Origin of the sequence: Vibrio sp. 10N.261.51.A4 (assembly GCF_041471945.1) — a bacterium.
GTDB lineage: Bacteria > Pseudomonadota > Gammaproteobacteria > Enterobacterales > Vibrionaceae > Vibrio > Vibrio crassostreae_C.
Genome location: NZ_JBFRPJ010000026.1, coordinates 68,149 through 84,945, shown reverse-complemented (window position 1 = coordinate 84,945; position 16,797 = coordinate 68,149). Strand labels below are relative to the sequence as shown.

At 45.0% G+C, this 16,797-nt stretch carries 20 protein-coding genes and 1 riboswitch; of the genes, 12 read left to right on the top strand and 8 right to left on the bottom strand.

Annotated features, from left to right (window positions below; translation table 11 throughout):
* Positions 1 to 28: 28 nt before the first annotated feature.
* Complete coding sequence (rpoZ, locus tag AB4384_RS06900) at positions 29 to 301, bottom strand: DNA-directed RNA polymerase subunit omega (protein WP_009848003.1); 273 nt, start codon at positions 299 to 301, stop codon at positions 29 to 31.
* 119 nt (positions 302 to 420) lie between these two features.
* Positions 421 to 1,044: a guanylate kinase gene (gmk, locus tag AB4384_RS06895; RefSeq protein WP_017062466.1), complete on the bottom strand. Its 624-nt coding sequence runs from the start codon at positions 1,042 to 1,044 to the stop codon at positions 421 to 423.
* Between the two features lie 348 nt (positions 1,045 to 1,392).
* Positions 1,393 to 1,492, top strand: a riboswitch (purine riboswitch).
* A gap of 58 nt (positions 1,493 to 1,550) precedes the next feature.
* Between gmk and AB4384_RS06890 the strand changes: the two genes are divergently transcribed.
* The 3 genes from AB4384_RS06890 (at position 1,551) to AB4384_RS06880 (ending at position 4,091) form a co-directional block, all read left to right on the top strand.
* On the top strand, positions 1,551 to 2,921 hold the full coding sequence (locus tag AB4384_RS06890) for an NCS2 family permease (RefSeq protein ID WP_017062465.1): 1,371 nt from the start codon (positions 1,551 to 1,553) through the stop codon (positions 2,919 to 2,921).
* A 221-nt stretch (positions 2,922 to 3,142) separates the two neighbouring features.
* A complete protein-coding gene (locus tag AB4384_RS06885) occupies positions 3,143 to 3,568 on the top strand; it encodes a phosphate-starvation-inducible protein PsiE (protein WP_017062464.1) in 426 nt (141 codons plus the stop codon).
* A 310-nt stretch (positions 3,569 to 3,878) separates the two neighbouring features.
* Complete coding sequence (locus AB4384_RS06880) at positions 3,879 to 4,091, top strand: cold-shock protein (protein ID WP_017071067.1); 213 nt, start codon at positions 3,879 to 3,881, stop codon at positions 4,089 to 4,091.
* Between the two features lie 332 nt (positions 4,092 to 4,423).
* Here AB4384_RS06880 and AB4384_RS06875 read toward each other — a convergent pair whose 3' ends face one another.
* The gene (locus tag AB4384_RS06875) at positions 4,424 to 5,290 is read right to left on the bottom strand and encodes a YicC/YloC family endoribonuclease (RefSeq protein WP_017063084.1); all 867 of its coding nucleotides are present in this window, start codon (positions 5,288 to 5,290) and stop codon (positions 4,424 to 4,426) included.
* Between the two features lie 248 nt (positions 5,291 to 5,538).
* Here AB4384_RS06875 and rph point away from each other — a divergent pair, with 248 nt between their 5' ends.
* Together rph and pyrE are read left to right on the top strand one after the other, a co-directional pair.
* On the top strand, positions 5,539 to 6,255 hold the full coding sequence (rph, locus tag AB4384_RS06870; protein ID WP_009847983.1) for a ribonuclease PH: 717 nt from the start codon (positions 5,539 to 5,541) through the stop codon (positions 6,253 to 6,255).
* Positions 6,256 to 6,362: 107 nt separating this feature from the next.
* A complete protein-coding gene (gene pyrE, locus AB4384_RS06865; protein WP_017059267.1) occupies positions 6,363 to 7,004 on the top strand; it encodes an orotate phosphoribosyltransferase in 642 nt (213 codons plus the stop codon).
* A 77-nt stretch (positions 7,005 to 7,081) separates the two neighbouring features.
* Here the strand turns inward: pyrE and lpxL are convergent, their stop codons facing one another.
* The 3 genes from lpxL to coaBC form a co-directional block, all read right to left on the bottom strand.
* Positions 7,082 to 8,062: an LpxL/LpxP family Kdo(2)-lipid IV(A) lauroyl/palmitoleoyl acyltransferase gene (lpxL, locus tag AB4384_RS06860; RefSeq protein ID WP_017063085.1), complete on the bottom strand. Its 981-nt coding sequence runs from the start codon at positions 8,060 to 8,062 to the stop codon at positions 7,082 to 7,084.
* 39 nt (positions 8,063 to 8,101) lie between these two features.
* A complete protein-coding gene (gene slmA / locus AB4384_RS06855) occupies positions 8,102 to 8,692 on the bottom strand; it encodes a nucleoid occlusion factor SlmA (RefSeq protein ID WP_004741428.1) in 591 nt (196 codons plus the stop codon).
* Between the two features lie 139 nt (positions 8,693 to 8,831).
* A complete protein-coding gene (coaBC, locus tag AB4384_RS06850; RefSeq protein ID WP_372129186.1) occupies positions 8,832 to 10,073 on the bottom strand; it encodes a bifunctional phosphopantothenoylcysteine decarboxylase/phosphopantothenate--cysteine ligase CoaBC in 1,242 nt (413 codons plus the stop codon).
* A 223-nt stretch (positions 10,074 to 10,296) separates the two neighbouring features.
* Here coaBC and radC point away from each other — a divergent pair, with 223 nt between their 5' ends.
* The 6 genes from radC (at position 10,297) to AB4384_RS06820 (ending at position 14,317) form a co-directional block, all read left to right on the top strand.
* A complete protein-coding gene (gene radC, locus AB4384_RS06845; RefSeq protein WP_017071069.1) occupies positions 10,297 to 10,971 on the top strand; it encodes a DNA repair protein RadC in 675 nt (224 codons plus the stop codon).
* A gap of 291 nt (positions 10,972 to 11,262) precedes the next feature.
* A complete protein-coding gene (gene rpmB / locus AB4384_RS06840) occupies positions 11,263 to 11,499 on the top strand; it encodes a 50S ribosomal protein L28 (RefSeq protein WP_004728407.1) in 237 nt (78 codons plus the stop codon).
* A gap of 13 nt (positions 11,500 to 11,512) precedes the next feature.
* Entirely contained in the window at positions 11,513 to 11,680 is a 168-nt protein-coding gene (gene rpmG, locus AB4384_RS06835; protein ID WP_002535344.1) for a 50S ribosomal protein L33, read from the top strand.
* Between the two features lie 204 nt (positions 11,681 to 11,884).
* Entirely contained in the window at positions 11,885 to 12,409 is a 525-nt protein-coding gene (locus AB4384_RS06830; protein ID WP_032546317.1) for a hypothetical protein, read from the top strand.
* Between the two features lie 2 nt (positions 12,410 to 12,411).
* On the top strand, positions 12,412 to 13,221 hold the full coding sequence (gene mutM, locus AB4384_RS06825; protein ID WP_372129185.1) for a bifunctional DNA-formamidopyrimidine glycosylase/DNA-(apurinic or apyrimidinic site) lyase: 810 nt from the start codon (positions 12,412 to 12,414) through the stop codon (positions 13,219 to 13,221).
* Positions 13,222 to 13,312: 91 nt separating this feature from the next.
* Positions 13,313 to 14,317 (top strand): NAD-dependent epimerase, encoded by a 1,005-nt coding sequence (locus AB4384_RS06820; protein WP_010433784.1) that lies wholly within the window; start codon positions 13,313 to 13,315, stop codon positions 14,315 to 14,317.
* 72 nt (positions 14,318 to 14,389) lie between these two features.
* On the opposite strand, the gene coaD is transcribed toward AB4384_RS06820, so the two are convergent.
* Together coaD and AB4384_RS06810 are read right to left on the bottom strand one after the other, a co-directional pair.
* Positions 14,390 to 14,872 carry a pantetheine-phosphate adenylyltransferase gene (gene coaD, locus AB4384_RS06815; RefSeq protein ID WP_371714009.1) on the bottom strand — a complete coding sequence of 161 codons (483 nt, stop codon included), beginning with the start codon at positions 14,870 to 14,872 and terminating at the stop codon, positions 14,390 to 14,392.
* 1 nt (position 14,873) lies between these two features.
* Positions 14,874 to 15,956: a glycosyltransferase family 9 protein gene (locus AB4384_RS06810; RefSeq protein ID WP_372129184.1), complete on the bottom strand. Its 1,083-nt coding sequence runs from the start codon at positions 15,954 to 15,956 to the stop codon at positions 14,874 to 14,876.
* A gap of 96 nt (positions 15,957 to 16,052) precedes the next feature.
* Between AB4384_RS06810 and AB4384_RS06805 the strand changes: the two genes are divergently transcribed.
* Positions 16,053 to 16,766, top strand: coding sequence for a 3-deoxy-D-manno-octulosonic acid kinase (locus AB4384_RS06805; RefSeq protein ID WP_017071073.1), 714 nt, complete (start codon positions 16,053 to 16,055; stop codon positions 16,764 to 16,766).
* Positions 16,767 to 16,797 lie beyond the last annotated feature (31 nt).

Genomic DNA, 16,797 nt, shown 5'->3' with positions numbered 1-16,797 from the left:
TTCGAATGACGCTTTTTGCGAATATGAGCTAACGAGTGTGAGCGATGCTGCTTACTGCTGCAAGTTCAGCCGCTTCTTGCTCTTGTTGCTCTTGACGTTCACGAGCATCTAGTACGTCTTTAGTGATAAGACCTTCTTCGATTTCGCGAAGAGCGATAACCGTTGGCTTATCGTTTTCTTCAGGCACTAGTGAATCTTTACCGCCAGTTTGCATTTGACGTGCGCGGCGAGCCGCAATAAGAACTAGGTCGAAACGGTTGCCAACTTTTTCAACAGCGTCTTGAACAGTTACGCGTGCCATGAGGACTCCAAATAGTAATTAACTAATAAATTTTTGATGACGAGAAAGTATACAAGTTTAACTAGATACTTTCTAGATCACCGTATACTTATCTCAATAGAAAATCTAGGGGATCTAGATTATTCCGCTAATAAAGCAGTAAGCATGCCGCTGTATTTAGCTGCTTGCTTATCTTCTTTCAAACGTTCCGCACGAATGATTGCTCTGAAGTCCATTAAGGCTGCATCAAAGTCATCATTTACGATCACATAATCGTATTCTGCATAGTGAGAAATCTCAGATTTTGCTTCGCTCATGCGTTTCGCAATAACTTCGTCGCTATCTTGACCGCGAACATTCAAACGACGCTCTAGCTCACCATTTGATGGTGGAAGAATGAATACACTCTTCGCTTGAGGCATTTGTTCACGGATCTGACGAGCACCTTGCCAGTCGATATCTAGGAACACATCGATACCGCGGTTTAGGTTTTCTTCAATCCAAACGCGTGAAGTACCGTAGTAGTTGCCGAACACTTCAGCGTACTCTAGGAATTCACCTTTAGTAATAAGGTCTTCAAAATGATGCTTCTCTACGAAGTGGTAGTGAACACCATTTTCTTCACCAGGGCGCATACCGCGAGTGGTGTGTGAAACAGATACCTTCATTGCGTAGGTTGGATTGGTTTCTAGCATTGCTGAGATCAAGCTCGACTTACCTGCGCCACTAGGTGCAGATACGATGTAAAGAGTACCTTTGCCCATCTGTATATTTCCACTGTTGGTTGGATTGAGTGAAGGCAATAAACCTACACTTTAAAAGATAGCACTGACTCTAATTTTTGTTCCGATGGCGCATCTACTAATTGTGCCGTTGGTTACGTCTATAAAGAGATAACGAGTAAAACTAATAGAAGCAACTGGTGAAAATTAGGTCAGAAAAATGGAGGCGAAGAGTAGCATATTTAGATGATTGAGAACAACTGGCTTGATCGTTATTTATCAGCAAATGATCTTCTCAAGGATCTTTGTATAAATGTAATGACTCGTCATCGGTACTTTTTTATGTGATCTGGACAAAATTTGTTGAAGTTTTAATCTCAATCCTTACAATCCGCGCAAACGATTAAATGCTGTATATATCTAGTGATATGGACTAGATGTTTCTACTACCGAGCCTACCTTGGTGACTACAGTTTTTAGTGTAGAGACCTCTCTATTCACACAGCATTTGAATCACCAAATTCTTAATTTATTGCAAAGGTTTTGTTGTGAGTACCGATTCCACCCTGAAAGCCCAGAACACCTCTGGCTCGCTTGATTCGATGTTTAAAATCACTGAAAGAAAAACCACGATTGGCACTGAGCTGTATGCGGGTTTCATTACTTTCTTGGCGATGAGTTACATTCTGGCGGTTAACCCAGCAATTTTGGGTGATATTCCAGGCATGGACAAAGGTGCCGTGTTTACTGCAACGGCTCTGTCTGCGGCAATCGCAACCCTAATTATGGGCATTTGGGGCAACTACCCTGTAATGCTAGCGCCGGGCATGAGTATGAACGGCTTTTTCAAAGGTCTGCTGTTAAGTGGATCTGTTGCCGTGCTTTGGAATGAAGCGCTGTTCGGTATCTTCCTATCTGGTATTTTGTACCTTGCGTTCTCATTGACCAATATTCGTAAATCGATGATTGAATCGATTCCTGAAGATTTGAAGTTGGCGATTACCGTGTCTCTCGGACTGTTCATTGCTTTCTTAGGTCTTAAGAATGCGGGCATCATCGTTTCTAACCCATTCGTATTGGTAGGCTTAGGCGACATTTCTGATCCAAAAGTGATCATCGCTTACGTGAGCATCTTCATCGCACTGGGTTGTATGGTTCGTGACATCAAGCTAGCAACGTTCATCTCATTCGTTTCTGCTATCGTGTTGACGATTCTTGCTGACGTCTTCATGGGCACTTCAAACGCACCAATCCCAGAGCAGTTCATTGCTATGCCACCAAGCATGGCTGGCAGCTTCGGCGCTATCTTCGATTTCTCTGCTTTCACGCCAGAGAAAATGTTCGACTTACTGTTCATCGTACTTATCTTCTTGATTGTCGATTTCTTTGATGGCTTGAGCACCATTGTCGGCGTTGGCCGTGATGCGGGTATCATCGATAAAGACGGCAAGGTGCCAAACGCGAAATCGGCTCTAGTAGCAGATGCGGGCGGTACTGTGATTGGTTCAATTCTTGGTACCACATCGATCACTGCTTTCTCTGAGTCTGGCATCGCTTCTTCTCAAGGTGCAAAAACGGGTTTGGCAGCAGTCATGGTGGCTGGTCTGTTCCTAATCTCGCTATTCCTATACCCAATCTTCTCTATCTTCTCGGCTGCAATGGTTGCACCGGCGATGGTAGTAGTCGGCATCTACATGGTAGGTCGTCTTGGTCAGATCAACTGGGAAAAGAAAGAGTCACGCATTGCAGCCTTCTTTACCATCATGTTCACAGTGCTAAGCTTCTCTCCAGCGAACGGTATGGCGATGGGCTTCATCAGCTACGCATTCACAATGGTTGTGGCAGGTAAGCGCAAAGAAGTACACCCGCTTATCTACGGACTGTGTGTGGTGTTCTTAACTTACCTGATTCTGCTTTAAGGCTAATTAGTCACTAAGAAGTCGCTAAGTAAAAGACAAACAGATGGCTCTGCAGTGAATGCGGGGCCATTTTTGTATTTGTTGCTTTTTACCGTTGCTTCTTAATGTTGGTTACCGATGAGTTGATGGCGTTAGCCTAAAGTCGGTGCTTTGACAGTACGCGACTTATATTGATGCATGCTATTGTAGAGACTGGATTAATTATTTTTTGAAGAGTGACTATGCCTTCTCACTTACCTAAATCTTTTAGTAAGCCGTTTTTAAAAGTATTCCACATTATGGAAGCGGTATTGCTGGTGGCGATCACGCTCGCGACCTTGTTTGCGATGGTCGAAGAGTTCATGCATGTCTTCGCTGAACGCCGAGTGCAATTGACCGACATTCTGCTGATGTTTATCTATTTAGAAGTGTTGGCGATGGTTCAGCAGTTTGTGATGAACGGTAAGATCCCAGTGCGATACCCAATCTATATCGCGATGATGGCGATTGCTCGTTACATCACTTTGGGCATGAAAGAACTCGATGCGGTATTGATCGTTTGGTTATCTTTAGCGGCATTTATCTTAGCAGCAGCAACTCTGTTGATTCGAGTCGGTCACCATTACTGGCCATATGTCGATCTCAGAACTAAGCAGCCGGACGAGTAAATTTTTTGAGATCAAAGTCTTACAAATCAAGCCCGGCGACCTAGCTGGGCTTGAATTCAAGCCAACCGAACAAAAAAACATCAATTATTTTCAAATAAAGCTTTACAACCCGACCCAGATCACCAAGAATGGCCTCGCTCTGTTTTCAGAGTTATTAAATGAAACATCAGTTGTAAAGTAAAACCCTTAGTATTGCTTCATTGTTATTCTCAGTGTTTCCCTTGGCTTCATAGATACATTAAATAATTCAAGCTTTCAGCGCATCGCACTTTTGGCGATTAATTTTTTATTTTTATATAAGGGACACATCATGTCTAACAAAGTAAACGGCGTAGTAAAATGGTTTAACGAAGAGAAAGGCTTCGGTTTCCTAACTCAAGACAACGGCGGCGCTGACGTATTCGTACACTTCCGTGCAATCGCTTCTGAAGGTTTCAAGACTCTTAAAGAAGGCCAACAAGTGTCTTTCGAAGTAGAGCAAGGCCAAAAAGGTCTTCAAGCTGCAAACGTTGTAGCTCTATAAGATTTTAAGTCGGCGCAGGTTGCAACAGCAACTTGCGTCACTTTCTCTCTCAAATTTGTTTCCCCCCTCAGTTTTACCGCAACACTCTTCTCCATTAGCAATACCCTCTCTAAGTATTCAAAAATCCTGTTTTACGTCCGTTATCTCGTTCTAACTATCGTTGTATCTGTTCTTTGCTCTAACTCAACCTTCTACGTAACAACCAGTCACTTGCTCATCCTGATTACTATTACTGTATCCATAAAAAAAAGCCCCTAAAATTAGGAGCTCATTTTGATCTAATCAACACTGATTAAGCTGATTATTCTTTATCGTGTACAGCTTACAGACTGTTATTCAATGTTTTGGATCTGCTCACGCATCTGTTCGATAAGAACCTTAAGCTCTACGCCCGATGCTGTGATGTCTGTGCTGATAGACTTAGACGCTAGCGTGTTTGACTCACGGTTGAACTCTTGCATCATGAAGTCTAGCTTACGGCCACAAGCGCCGCCTTTCTTCAGTACTGCATTCGCTTCTTTCACATGAGAATCTAGACGGTCTAGCTCTTCTGCTACGTCTGACTTCTGCGCTAGCAGGATAAGCTCTTGCTCAACACGAGAACCTTCAAGTTCGATTTTCGCATCTTCAAATTTGGTAAGAAGACGCTCACGTTGCCACTCTAGGATCTCAGGCATGCGTGCACGAACTTTCACTACTTCTTCAGTGATTGCATCTAAGCGCTGTACGATTAGCGCCTTCATGTTCTCACCTTCACGAGCACGAGCATCAATGAACTCTGCGATAGCATCGTTGAATGCTTCAAGTAGGTCTTTGTTGATGGCATCCATGTCTTGCTCTGGCGTTTCCATCACACCAGGCCAGTTCATGACTTGGAATGGGTTCAAACGGCTCTCTTCGCCAGTCATCGTCATTACTTGGTTCGCCGCATTGATTACTTGCTGAGCCAAACCTTCGTTAATGCTTAGTTCGCCCTTTGCAGCAGGGTTTGCTTCAAAGCGTAGGTTACATTCAACCTTACCGCGCGCTAGACGCTTACGGAAACGCTCACGCAAGATTGGCTCTAAACCACGGAACTGTTCAGGCATACGGAAGTAAGTTTCTAGGTAGCGTTGGTTTACACTACGGATTTCCCATACTGCGCTGCCCCAATCGCCTTTTACTTCTTTGCGTGCGTACGCGGTCATACTATAAATCATCGAATTTTCCTGTCTTTTATCATTCTGAAAATAACGCGCACGCATAGTATCACGATATGGTGTGCTCTCGAAGCTTGTCGCTTTTCACTGTAAATAGCCTTTCGTGATAAATAGCTTTGAACGGTAAATAGATTTGCACGATAAACTGCTATATAATCTTGCCCCAATCAAAACTGTCTCACCCCTTTCTTAGGTGATGCACTCTTTCGATAGTAAATCACTTCAGACTGTTAATAAGGTAGATACCAATGCGTCCAAATGACCGCGCTGTAGATCAAATTCGTCCAATTAAAATTACTCGTAACTACACAGCTTATGCTGAAGGTTCTGTATTAGTTGAGTTCGGCAACACTAAAGTTCTATGTAATGCGACGGTAGAAGAAAACGTACCGCGTTGGTTAAAAGGCCAAGGAAAGGGTTGGGTAACGGCTGAATACGGCATGCTGCCACGTGCAACGCACACTCGTAACCGTCGTGAAGCGGCGAGCGGCAAGCAAGGTGGTCGTACGATGGAAATCCAACGTCTGATCGCTCGTAGCCTACGTGCTGTTGTTGACCTGAAAGTAATGGGTGAAATTATGATCACTGTCGATTGTGATGTTATCCAAGCAGACGGCGGTACTCGTACTGCTTCTATCTCAGGTGCAAGCGTTGCAATGGCTGATGCTATCAACAGCCTACTAGCAAGCGGCAAACTGAAAAAGAACCCAATGAAAGGCCACGTAGCGGCAGTTTCAGTGGGCATCGTTGGTGCACAAGCACTGTGTGACCTTGAGTACGTTGAAGACTCAGCAGCCGATACCGACATGAACGTTGTAATGACGGAAGACGGTAAGATGATTGAGATTCAAGGCACAGCAGAAGGCGAACCGTTCAGCCACGAAGAGCTGATGCAGCTTTTAGCCCTGGCTAATAAGGGCATTGCCGATATCGTCGAAGCGCAGAAAGCTGCGTTGGCCGACTAGTCATTTTTAATAGCTCCCAATTTGGGGGCTATTTTTTTGTCTGTAAAACCTGAAAGGGTGGTACAGGGCGTAAGTTAAGTTTTATTGAGTAAACATAGAGGATGAGCATGAAAGCATATCAACGTGAATTTATTGAATTTGCACTAGAGAAAGAAGTACTTAAGTTTGGTGAGTTTACTTTAAAGTCTGGCCGCAAGAGCCCTTACTTCTTCAATGCTGGATTGTTTAATACAGGTCGTGACCTAGCGCGCTTAGGTCGCTTCTACGCAGCAGCATTGGCTGATTCTGGCATTGAGTTTGATGTACTATTTGGTCCTGCATACAAAGGTATCCCAATTGCAACGACGACAGCGGTTGCACTAGCGGATCACCACGATGTAGACACGCCTTACTGCTTCAACCGTAAAGAAGCGAAAAACCACGGTGAAGGTGGCAACCTTGTCGGTAGCGCGCTTGAAGGTCGCATCATGTTAGTGGACGACGTGATCACTGCAGGTACTGCGATTCGTGAGTCGATGGAAATCATCCAAGCAAATGGCGCTGATTTAGCGGGCGTGCTTGTTGCTATCGACCGTCAAGAGAAGGGCAAAGGCGAACTGTCTGCGATTCAAGAAGTTGAGCGTGACTTCGGTTGTGCGATTATCTCAATCGTTAGCCTGACTGACTTGGTGACTTTCCTTGAAGAGAAAGGCACAGACGCAGCACACCTAGAGTCAGTAAAAGCGTACCGCGCTCAATACGGCATCTAATACTACTCGTAATTAGACTATAGAATGCACAAGGGGCTGATGATTCATCAGCCCCTTTTCTTTTGGTTCAGTATTCATTATTTATAACGAATGCCGCGCTCCACTTCTGGGTCTTCCATGGTCTTAAAGCGCTTGTGCAGCCACATCCACTGTTCTGGTGCTCTTAAGATAATCTTCTCAAGGTAGCGGTTCATGTAGGCGGCAGCCGCTTTCTCATCTTTCTGTGGATAGTCATCTTCGATCGATTCATCGGCCATGATCTCATACTTGCCATCGGCATTTCTAAAACCAGAACCCGGAACAAGTGCGCATCGGCTCGTATAAGCCAGAATACTAGTGCCTGTTGTAGTACATGCATCTTCTACAGCGAAGAAAGGCACAAACACAGACTTGTTACGACCGTAATCATGATCCGGTAGGTAGAAAAGGATCTCACCCTGACGCAGGATTCGAATCATACGCTTCACGTCTTTACGGTGAATCAGGCGGTTGCCGTTTTGAGTACGACCACGGTATTGAATGAATTCATAAGCCGGATTGTTGTGCGGGCGATAAACACCTAAACCTGAAATACCGAGAACAGCCATTGCTCGCGCAGTGATCTCTAGGTTTAAGGCATGCACACAGCATAGAAGAACACCTTTACCGTTAGCTTTGTGCGTACGCAGTGTTTGGGTGTCTTTATCTACTAGGATGCGCTTGAAACGCCACGTTGGCCAGAACCAGGTAATGCCGGTTTCGATGAGTGCCATACCTGTGTTCTTAAAGTTCTCACTGACCATTGCCGCGACTTCATCTGCTGGCTTGTCTGGGAAGGCGAGCTCCAAGTTACGTGTTGCTACCGCGACGCGCTTTTTACCATAGCGAGCACCCAAAGAGCCTAACGATCGGCCTAACAGCAGTAAGAGGCGATAAGGGAGAACGTTAACAATAAGCGCCAATAACCCAAAACCAAACCATACACCCCAATATTTAGGGTGAAGTAGAGCTAGAGTAAAAGGCGGCTTAGTAATCACGTGTTGTGCTGTGCCGTTTGCTGAAGAAGTTTTCGTCGTCATAACCATCACTTAAGATTTGATTGCCACTTAATTTGATTGCTACTTAATCTGAGCGCTTAGCAGTGCCCAATAAGCATCAAAGTTTTCTGTTGGTTGATATTTGAAGTCTGAGCGAACAAATCGATTCAAGCTGCCTTCAACTTGACCGAGCAGTTGAGCGGCTAAGATTTTCTCATCAACCGGGAATGATTTCCCTTCACGAAGCTTTCTTTCACGCAGGATCTGGCGAAGTTGCGTCTCAATGCGTTCGAAAAGTTGGTTGATGCGATCACGCAGGCGTTCATTTTCAAACATTAGAGCATGACCAGATAAAATTCGAGTCAGGCCTGGGTTACGTTCTGAGAAAACTAAGATAAGTTGTAGTACTAGGCGTATGCGCTCTAGCGTGTCTTTCTCTTCATCCAGAATACGGTTGATTCGAGACATCAACGCTTCTTCAATGAACTCGATCAGGCCTTCAAACATGCGGGCTTTGCTTGGGAAGTGGCGGTATAACGCAGCTTCAGAAACACCCACTTGCTTGGCCAACTTTACCGTTGTGATACGAGAAGCACCTTCGGTCGATTCCAACATTTGTGCGAGAGCTTGTAGGATTTCTTCACGACGGTTTGATTTTCGAGTACCAGCCATCTATTTACTTCCTTTCCTAAAGATGAGGATTGAGTGAAGAAGGATTATAAACACCATTCAATTCTGTTTCCTAGTTTTGTAAGCCCTAGGTCAACAGAATCGAGAGGTGTCAGCAGATTATCAGAGCAAATTTGTGCGTTTATACATTAATAAGCTGTTGGATCTGATCGAGGATCTGGAAACCAAGTGTGTCTTTGCTTTCCAGTGGCAGAGATTTATCGCCGCCTTTCCAATAAAGGTGCAGCTCATTGCTACTGCTATTGAAGCCTTGGCCTTCAACTGAGACGTCGTTGGCGCAGATCATATCGAGGTTCTTTCTTTCCAGTTTACCGCGTGCGTACTTCTCAACATCTTGAGTTTCTGCTGCGAAGCCGACAGTAAATGGGCGACCTTCGGTCATTGAAGCGACAGAAGCGACAATATCTGGGTTTTTAACCATTTGAATGGTCATGTCGTCTTTACCGTCGACCTTTTTAAGCTTTTGGTCTGCAATGGTCTCAGGGCGGTAATCGGCAACTGCGGCGCAGCTGATGAAAATATCGTGTTGAGAAGCGTTAGCAGTAACGGCATCAAACATCTGTTGTGCGCTGTCGACATCAATACGATTAACTTTATTTGGCGTTGCTAATGAAACAGGGCCGCTGATTAGAGTCACTGTTGCGCCTTGTTTCGCGGCTGCTTCAGCCAGTGCATAGCCCATCTTGCCCGAGCTGTGGTTGGTAATGTAACGCACCGGGTCAATCGCTTCACGAGTCGGGCCTGCAGTAATAAGCACAGAACGGCCAGTAAGCGGCTTAGGTTGGAAGAAGTCTTCACAGCGATGCACGAGCTGCATTGGCTCTAACATACGACCCATACCGACATCACCACACGCTTGCTCGCCAGCCGCCGGTCCCCAAATCTCACAACCACGACGTTTTAGTGTCGCAATGTTCTCTTGAGTCGCAGGGTGGCTGTACATTTGCTGGTTCATTGCTGGAGATACCGCAACTGGCGCATCGGTTGCTAAAACCAAAGTGGTCAGTAGGTCGTTACCCATACCAGCTGTCATGCGAGCAATCAGGTCTGCGGTTGCTGGTGTTAGTAATACCAAGTCAGCCCACTTTGCGAGCTCAATGTGCCCCATGGAAGCCTCAGCAGCAGGATCAAGCAAACTATCAGACACCGGCCTTCCAGAGACGGCTTGCATGGTGAGAGGAGTGATGAACTCCTTGGCTGCATTTGTCATCACGACTTGTACTTGCGCCCCACGTTCAATTAAGCGTCGAGTCAGTTCGGCACATTTATACGCAGCGATACCACCACTAATGCCAAGTAGGATTTTTTTCCCAGCTAGGCCTTGTAGGTCAGCGTTATCCAGTTGATTAACCAATGTTTGCATGATTCTGTTCCTTAATTTCTCTGGGACTTACGATATCAGAACAAAGGATTAGTGCCTAGAAGCAGAATTAGAACAGAGTTGACGCTCATCAAGTTGGTGTTATCAAACTTATCAATTACACGATTTTGTTAGTGTCTCGTTTCCTTTGATCTCTATCGAAGGATCTCTGATTACGATCTCATTAAGGTGATGGGTTGTGTTCATGACCAATGATTGTCTTTATATGCCAATAGATAAAATACCTGCCGAATCGATGCCGAGAGAAAAGTTGTTAAATAGAGGGCCTGATTCTTTGAGTGATGCTGAACTGCTCGCGATATTCCTGCGAACAGGGACACAAGGAATGAACGTGTTGGAACTCGCTGACAAGTTGATCAAAGACTTTGGCTCACTCCGTCATCTTTTTTCAGCAACACAGGAAGAGTTTTGTGCTCATAAAGGGATGGGGCAGGCCAAGTATGTTCAATTGCAGGCTGTATTAGAGATGACGCAGCGTTATCTAGCAGAGACTTTATCTCGTGGAGATGCGCTTACTAGCCCAAGTCATACTAAGCTTTATCTCTCGAGCATGTTGCGCGATCGCCAGCGAGAAGCCTTTTATATATTGTTCCTTGATAACCAAAATAGGGTAATAAAGGACGAGGTGATGTTTGAAGGAACCATCGATGCCGCATCGGTTTACCCGCGGGAAGTGGTTAAACGGGCACTTCATCATAATGCGGCGGCATTAATCTTAGCTCATAACCATCCTTCAGGTGTTGCTGAGCCCAGCCAAGCGGATAGGCGGATTACACGCCGATTAACCGACGCATTAGCGCTGGTGGACATCCGAGTTCTCGACCATTTTGTCGTTGGAGATGGTGAAGTTGTCTCTTTTGCAGAGCGTGGATGGATTTGAATCACATTTTAGGTTGTTAGTTGCGTTAAATCTGCTATTATTCCGGCCACATTTTTAGACCTAAAATCAGCTCTGATTACTCAAGCAAGCTGCGCTGCACAAAAAAAGATCACGAAATCCGTAAAAAGGATCTGTTCGGGTCTTGAGCAATGCGTGTCAAGTTAGTATAATGCGCGACCTTTGATAGCCTTGTATGGATTTTCCATAACGGTTTTTACCTTCTATTTTAATTGATAGAGAGGTTCGGCCACCAAGGTTGATATCGAGCTGAAACGATTGGAGAAGACATTCATGTCCCGAGTATGCCAAGTAACTGGTAAGCGTCCAGTAACGGGTAACAACCGTTCACACGCACGCAATGCTACTAAGCGCCGTTTTCTGCCGAACCTACAAACTCATCGTTTCTGGGTAGAGAGCGAAAAACGTTTTGTTAAACTACGTCTAACTGCTAAAGGCATGCGTATCATTGATAAGAAAGGCATCGATGCTGTTCTTGTTGATATCCGTGCACGTGGCGAAAACGTTTAAGAGGAATTAAGCAATGGCTAAAGGCATTCGTGAGAAAATTCGTCTAGTATCTTCTGCAGGTACTGGTCACTTCTACACAACTGATAAGAACAAGCGTAACATGCCAGGCAAATTTGAGATCAAAAAGTTTGATCCAGTAGTTCGCCAACACGTTATGTACAAAGAAGCTAAAATCAAGTAATTGATGCTTTTTTTGCTCTTCTTCAGTAGAAGAAAGAATTGAAAAACCCAGTTTAATCGCTGGGTTTTTTTATATCTACAATTTGAGGAACTCAATTATTCTTGCTTGATATAGCCTCTGATAGATAGAAATCTGTACAACATAGAAAGTATTGCCACTTTCACGATATACTGAATGTTCAATAGGTTAGATGAGCAGAATCAGATGAGATATCGTGGACGCCGGTGGAACAACATACTCATGTTCAGTGTGATCGCTTTTATTGGCGTGTTAAACCTTCCAACATTGATCAAAGCGTACCTTATCGAGCCTGAACCGCAGGTTGATAGCCCTTATCCTTATCTCCTGAACCCAACAGCAAAGCTTCAAGCGTTACACTTTGCTAAGTGGTCTGTCATTCAACAAGATAATCAATGGGTTTACCAGTTCGAAGATACTGACTTTCCTCAAGCCACCAATGCACAAGAGCTGTCACAACGTTGGAAAGAGCTTGTGGGCACGGAAGTCGACTCACAGACCTACACAGACCTTACGCCTCGGTTAAATACACCACACACCATCGAAGTATGGTATCAAGACCAAGAAGAGCCCCAGCGTATTACCTATTATCAATTGCCTGAGTTCTGGTTGTTAAAAAACTGGAATGATCAGTGGTTGGCGGTGTCTATTGAAGAGAGCTACCTGTTTCCAAGCTTTAACGCTAACCACTCCTCTAAATCGGACGACTAACTATGCCTGAATTACCCGAAGTCGAAGTAAGCAGAATGGGGATCTCGCCTCATTTAGTCGGTGAGACCATTAAAACTCTTACTTTTCGCACGCCCAAGCTGCGTTGGGATATCCCACAAGAGTTAAAAGCATTAGAAGGGCAGATGATTCGCTCCATCTCGCGCCGTGCAAAGTACCTATTGATTGAAACGGATACTGGCACTGCCATTGTTCACCTTGGTATGTCTGGCTCACTACGCGTATTAGACGCTGACTTTCCAGCAGCCAAGCACGATCACGTGGATCTTAAGCTCACCAATGGCAAAGTATTGCGCTACAACGACCCTCGCCGCTTTGGCGCTTGGTTGTGGTCGGCGCCTGATGAAGTCCACTCTGTGTTGCTTGGTTCTGGTCCTGAGCCGTTAACGGACGACTTTAACGCTGATTACATCGCTGAGAAAGCAGAAAAGCGTAAAGTCGCAGTCAAGCAGTTCATCATGGACAACAAAGTAGTGGTCGGTGTCGGGAATATCTACGCTAACGAAGCCTTGTTCTCTGCAAAAATCCACCCGTTACGATCGGCAAACAAAGTGACAAAAGCAGAGTGGGCCTTGTTGACCAAAGAGATCAAACAAGTGCTCGCCACCGCCATTAAACAAGGCGGTACTACCTTAAAAGATTTCGCACAAGCAGATGGCAAGCCCGGGTACTTTGCCCAAGAGCTGCAAGTGTATGGGAAAGCGGGTGAAAAGTGCCCAAGCTGTGAAGCTCTGATTCAAGAATTGAAAATAGGGCAAAGAAATACGTTTTTTTGCGAAGAGTGCCAAGTATAAAAAAACTGAACGCGCGTTCACTTTTTACTGCTAGTAGATATAAGTGCTAGTCGCTACAATTACATTAATGATATGAATTGAGAATAGTAGAATGAAATATTTAGTAACTGGCGTTGCCGGTTTTATCGGATCTGCAGTGTCAGAGCGACTATGCGCAGCAGGCCATGAGGTTGTCGGTATTGATAACTTGAATGACTACTACGAAGTCTCTTTAAAGCATGACCGCCTTAAACGTATCGAACATGAAAACCTGACCTTTATTGAGCTGGATCTTGCTGATAGAGAGGGCATGGCGAAGCTGTTTGCTGAGCAAAAATTTGACCGTGTGATTCACTTAGCGGCGCAAGCTGGCGTTCGTTACTCAATTGATAACCCAATGGCGTATGCCGATAGCAACCTTGTCGGTCACTTAGCTATTCTTGAAGGTTGTCGCCATAATAAGGTTGAACACCTCGTTTATGCTTCATCGAGTTCCGTTTATGGCTTGAATCAAAAAATGCCATTCCATACAGCAGACAGTGTTGATCACCCGATTTCACTGTACGCCGCGACTAAGAAGTCGAATGAGTTGATGGCGCATACCTATTCTCATTTATACGACGTACCAACGACAGGTCTTCGCTTCTTTACGGTTTACGGCCCTTGGAGTCGCCCTGATATGGCGATGTTCAAGTTTGCGAATCTAATCGTAGCGGGCAAAGAAATCGACATTTATAACAATGGCGACATGATGCGCGACTTCACTTACATCGATGATATCGTTGAAGGTATTATTCGTGTTCAAGACCGTATTCCAGCTAAGCAGCCAGATTGGACGGTTGAGCAAGGCTCACCAGCAACCAGCTCAGCACCATATCGCGTATTTAACATCGGTCATGGTAGCCCGGTTAAATTGATGGACTACATCGAAGCATTAGAAGGTGCTCTAGGTGTTGAAGCGAAAAAGAACTTCATGCCAATGCAGCCTGGTGATGTGTACGCGACTTACGCTGATACGGAAGATTTGTTTGAAGCGGTTGGCTACAAGCCTCAAGTTAAGATCCAAGAAGGAGCGAAAGCTTTCGCGGATTGGTATAAAGCTTATTACTCGCTGTAGTAATTGATAGCTTTGAATTAAAAATAGCGCTCAATGAGCGCTATTTTTGTTTTTCGGAGTAGATAAAGAGAATTATTTGGCTGTTTTTATTGTGATTTCGTTTGCTACTTTTTGAGGTACAAACTGGCTAATATCCCCTCCGTGTATAGCGACTTCACGAACAATGGTTGAAGAGAGGAAAGCATACTCTTCTGAAGGGGTCAGAAATACGCTTTCAAGGCCAGGTAGGAGCTTACGATACATGCTAGTGAGACCAAACTCGTACTCAAAGTCCATGGTTGTTCTTAGACCACGTACTAATACGTTTGCTTGCTGCTGTTTAGCAAAGTCGACTAGTAACCCTGAGAATCCCTCTACAGATACGTTAGGTAAGTGAGACACCGCATCACGTAACAACTCTACACGTTCATCTAACTCAAACATGGTTTTTTTACTTGGGCTCGCTGCTACTCCAACAGTGATATGGTCAAACATGCTAGCGGCACGAACAATGATATCAAGGTGGCCATTGGTCACCGGATCAAAAGTTCCTGGATAAATAACGTGTGTGCTCATTTTAGCTGTCCTTGCTTAATGTAGTGTTCGAATTCGGTACTTTACTAGAGTTTAAGGCCTTATCGAGTTGCTGCTTTACCATATCGAGTGTGATGTCTTTCATCAGGTCATCGCCTTTAGCACGGGTTCCCCATGGAAGGTCTGCGACTGGTTTACCTTGTTGTGCTTCTACGTGCTGTTGATAAACACTCACTACGATATCGAGATCGTTGTAAGGTCCTGTTCTACGAGGGTCGCTGTGTGCGTACAAGCCGATTACAGGCGTTGACTGCGTAGTTGCCAAGTGGGCTGGGCCAGTATCAGGTGCCAATACCACCGTTGCATGTTTCAGTACGGCAGTCAGTTGCTTCAAGTTCGTTTTGCCAATCAAGTTGGTTACTGGCGACTGGCATAATTTTTCGATGTCGCTACCAAGGTTAACTTCTCTTGGTGCCGGAGAACCACATAACACCACTTGCATGCCTTGTTCGACAGCATAATCAGCAATAGCTGCATATCGCTCAGTTAACCAATTGCGTGAATCTTTGCTTGCAGCTGGGGAGATAACCAAGGTCGGCTTGTCTGCCATGGTGCTAATTGCGAGTTGTTCATCTTCAGGTGTTAAAGGGATATCCCATTGAGGCTTATCGAAGGGGGCACCAATGTAGCGAGCAAATTCGGCAAAGTTATCCAACACATGAAACTTATCTGAAATAGGTAGATGGTGGTTGGTAAAGAGTGACTGCATTTCACGAGTACGGTTTTTGCCAAATCCCACTTTGCACTTCGCCTTTATTCCCCAAGATAGCACGCTGGCTCTGAGTGCGGCTTGCATATGCAGAAGTGCATCAAATTTACGATCAGATAGCTGACGCCATAATTCACGCATTCCTTTGAAGCCTTGTTTCTTATCGAAAACAATCACCTCAATACCGGGTAGATCGCCGATCAGCATGGCTTCTATTTTGCCCGTTATCCAAGTGATTTTCGTTTCAGGCCACTGCTTCTGGATGGCTTGAACCACAGAAATAGCATGACAAACATCGCCAATCGCGGAGAGGCGAAGTATGCAAAGAGATTGAGGTGCAGTTGAGAACAGTGACATAAAGTGCCCGAAAAAAGTGAATAACATCAGAATTATGCAGATACTCGCATTAGTTGTAAAATAGCAATGACGAAAAGCGACCCAAAGGCCTCATAGATGGAAACGATTAGCACCAAGAACCAAACAATTTGGTACGACCCTGAACTTTTGGCTCAGGTACCAGAGGGCGATATCGCTCAGATTTTTGAGGCTGAATATTGGCAGCAACAAGACGCCATTTCAGGCAGTGCTCAAGGACGCGGTACCACATGGTTCATTCAGCTTGATGGAATACAGGCCGCATTGCGCCATTATCGCCGTGGCGGATTGTTTGGGAAGCTAGTCGAAGACCAATATCGCTTCTCTGATTGGGAAAGCACGCGCTGTGCGATGGAGCTTAATGTTCTCAAGGCATTGGCAAACTCAGGTGTGAATGTACCGAAGCCCATTGCTGCTAGAGCCATTAAAAGCGGACTACTTTATCGAGCGGACTTAATGTCTGAACGAATTCCCAATGCCAAAGATCTGGTTGATGTCTTGGTCAATGGCCCGATAGATGCGGATGTTTATCGTCGAATTGGCCAAGAGGTACGCAAGATGCACGATGCTGGGGTTAATCATACCGATCTCAACATTCATAATATCCTGCTTGATGACTCGCAAAGGGTGTGGATTATTGACTTTGATAAGTGTGGTCAGCAAGCGGGTGATGACTGGAAAGAAGGCAACTTGAATCGCTTAAAGCGCTCGTTCTTAAAAGAAGTGAACAAGCGCCAGATTCAATGGCAAGAGTCGGATTGGGAGCCGATATTAAAGGGTTATCAAGGTTAGATGTTAAAGGGCTACCAAGGCTAATTAGGTC

What these genes read in the sequence shown, in the direction of transcription:
- mutM (WP_372129185.1), top strand. Translation starts at nt 12,412, where the DNA reads ATGCCTGAATTACCCGAAGTCGAAGTAAGCAGAATGGGGATCTCGCCT.
- rpmB (WP_004728407.1), top strand. Translation starts at nt 11,263, where the DNA reads ATGTCCCGAGTATGCCAAGTAACTGGTAAGCGTCCAGTAACGGGTAAC.
- AB4384_RS06880 (WP_017071067.1), top strand. Translation starts at nt 3,879, where the DNA reads ATGTCTAACAAAGTAAACGGCGTAGTAAAATGGTTTAACGAAGAGAAA.
- AB4384_RS06810 (WP_372129184.1), bottom strand. Translation starts at nt 15,956, where the DNA reads ATGTCACTGTTCTCAACTGCACCTCAATCTCTTTGCATACTTCGCCTC.
- slmA (WP_004741428.1), bottom strand. Translation starts at nt 8,692, where the DNA reads ATGGCTGGTACTCGAAAATCAAACCGTCGTGAAGAAATCCTACAAGCT.
- rpoZ (WP_009848003.1), bottom strand. Translation starts at nt 301, where the DNA reads ATGGCACGCGTAACTGTTCAAGACGCTGTTGAAAAAGTTGGCAACCGT.
- rph (WP_009847983.1), top strand. Translation starts at nt 5,539, where the DNA reads ATGCGTCCAAATGACCGCGCTGTAGATCAAATTCGTCCAATTAAAATT.
- pyrE (WP_017059267.1), top strand. Translation starts at nt 6,363, where the DNA reads ATGAAAGCATATCAACGTGAATTTATTGAATTTGCACTAGAGAAAGAA.
- lpxL (WP_017063085.1), bottom strand. Translation starts at nt 8,062, where the DNA reads ATGACGACGAAAACTTCTTCAGCAAACGGCACAGCACAACACGTGATT.
- AB4384_RS06805 (WP_017071073.1), top strand. Translation starts at nt 16,053, where the DNA reads ATGGAAACGATTAGCACCAAGAACCAAACAATTTGGTACGACCCTGAA.
- coaD (WP_371714009.1), bottom strand. Translation starts at nt 14,872, where the DNA reads ATGAGCACACACGTTATTTATCCAGGAACTTTTGATCCGGTGACCAAT.
- coaBC (WP_372129186.1), bottom strand. Translation starts at nt 10,073, where the DNA reads ATGCAAACATTGGTTAATCAACTGGATAACGCTGACCTACAAGGCCTA.
- rpmG (WP_002535344.1), top strand. Translation starts at nt 11,513, where the DNA reads ATGGCTAAAGGCATTCGTGAGAAAATTCGTCTAGTATCTTCTGCAGGT.
- AB4384_RS06875 (WP_017063084.1), bottom strand. Translation starts at nt 5,290, where the DNA reads ATGATTTATAGTATGACCGCGTACGCACGCAAAGAAGTAAAAGGCGAT.
- gmk (WP_017062466.1), bottom strand. Translation starts at nt 1,044, where the DNA reads ATGGGCAAAGGTACTCTTTACATCGTATCTGCACCTAGTGGCGCAGGT.
- radC (WP_017071069.1), top strand. Translation starts at nt 10,297, where the DNA reads ATGCCAATAGATAAAATACCTGCCGAATCGATGCCGAGAGAAAAGTTG.
- AB4384_RS06830 (WP_032546317.1), top strand. Translation starts at nt 11,885, where the DNA reads ATGAGATATCGTGGACGCCGGTGGAACAACATACTCATGTTCAGTGTG.
- AB4384_RS06885 (WP_017062464.1), top strand. Translation starts at nt 3,143, where the DNA reads ATGCCTTCTCACTTACCTAAATCTTTTAGTAAGCCGTTTTTAAAAGTA.
- AB4384_RS06820 (WP_010433784.1), top strand. Translation starts at nt 13,313, where the DNA reads ATGAAATATTTAGTAACTGGCGTTGCCGGTTTTATCGGATCTGCAGTG.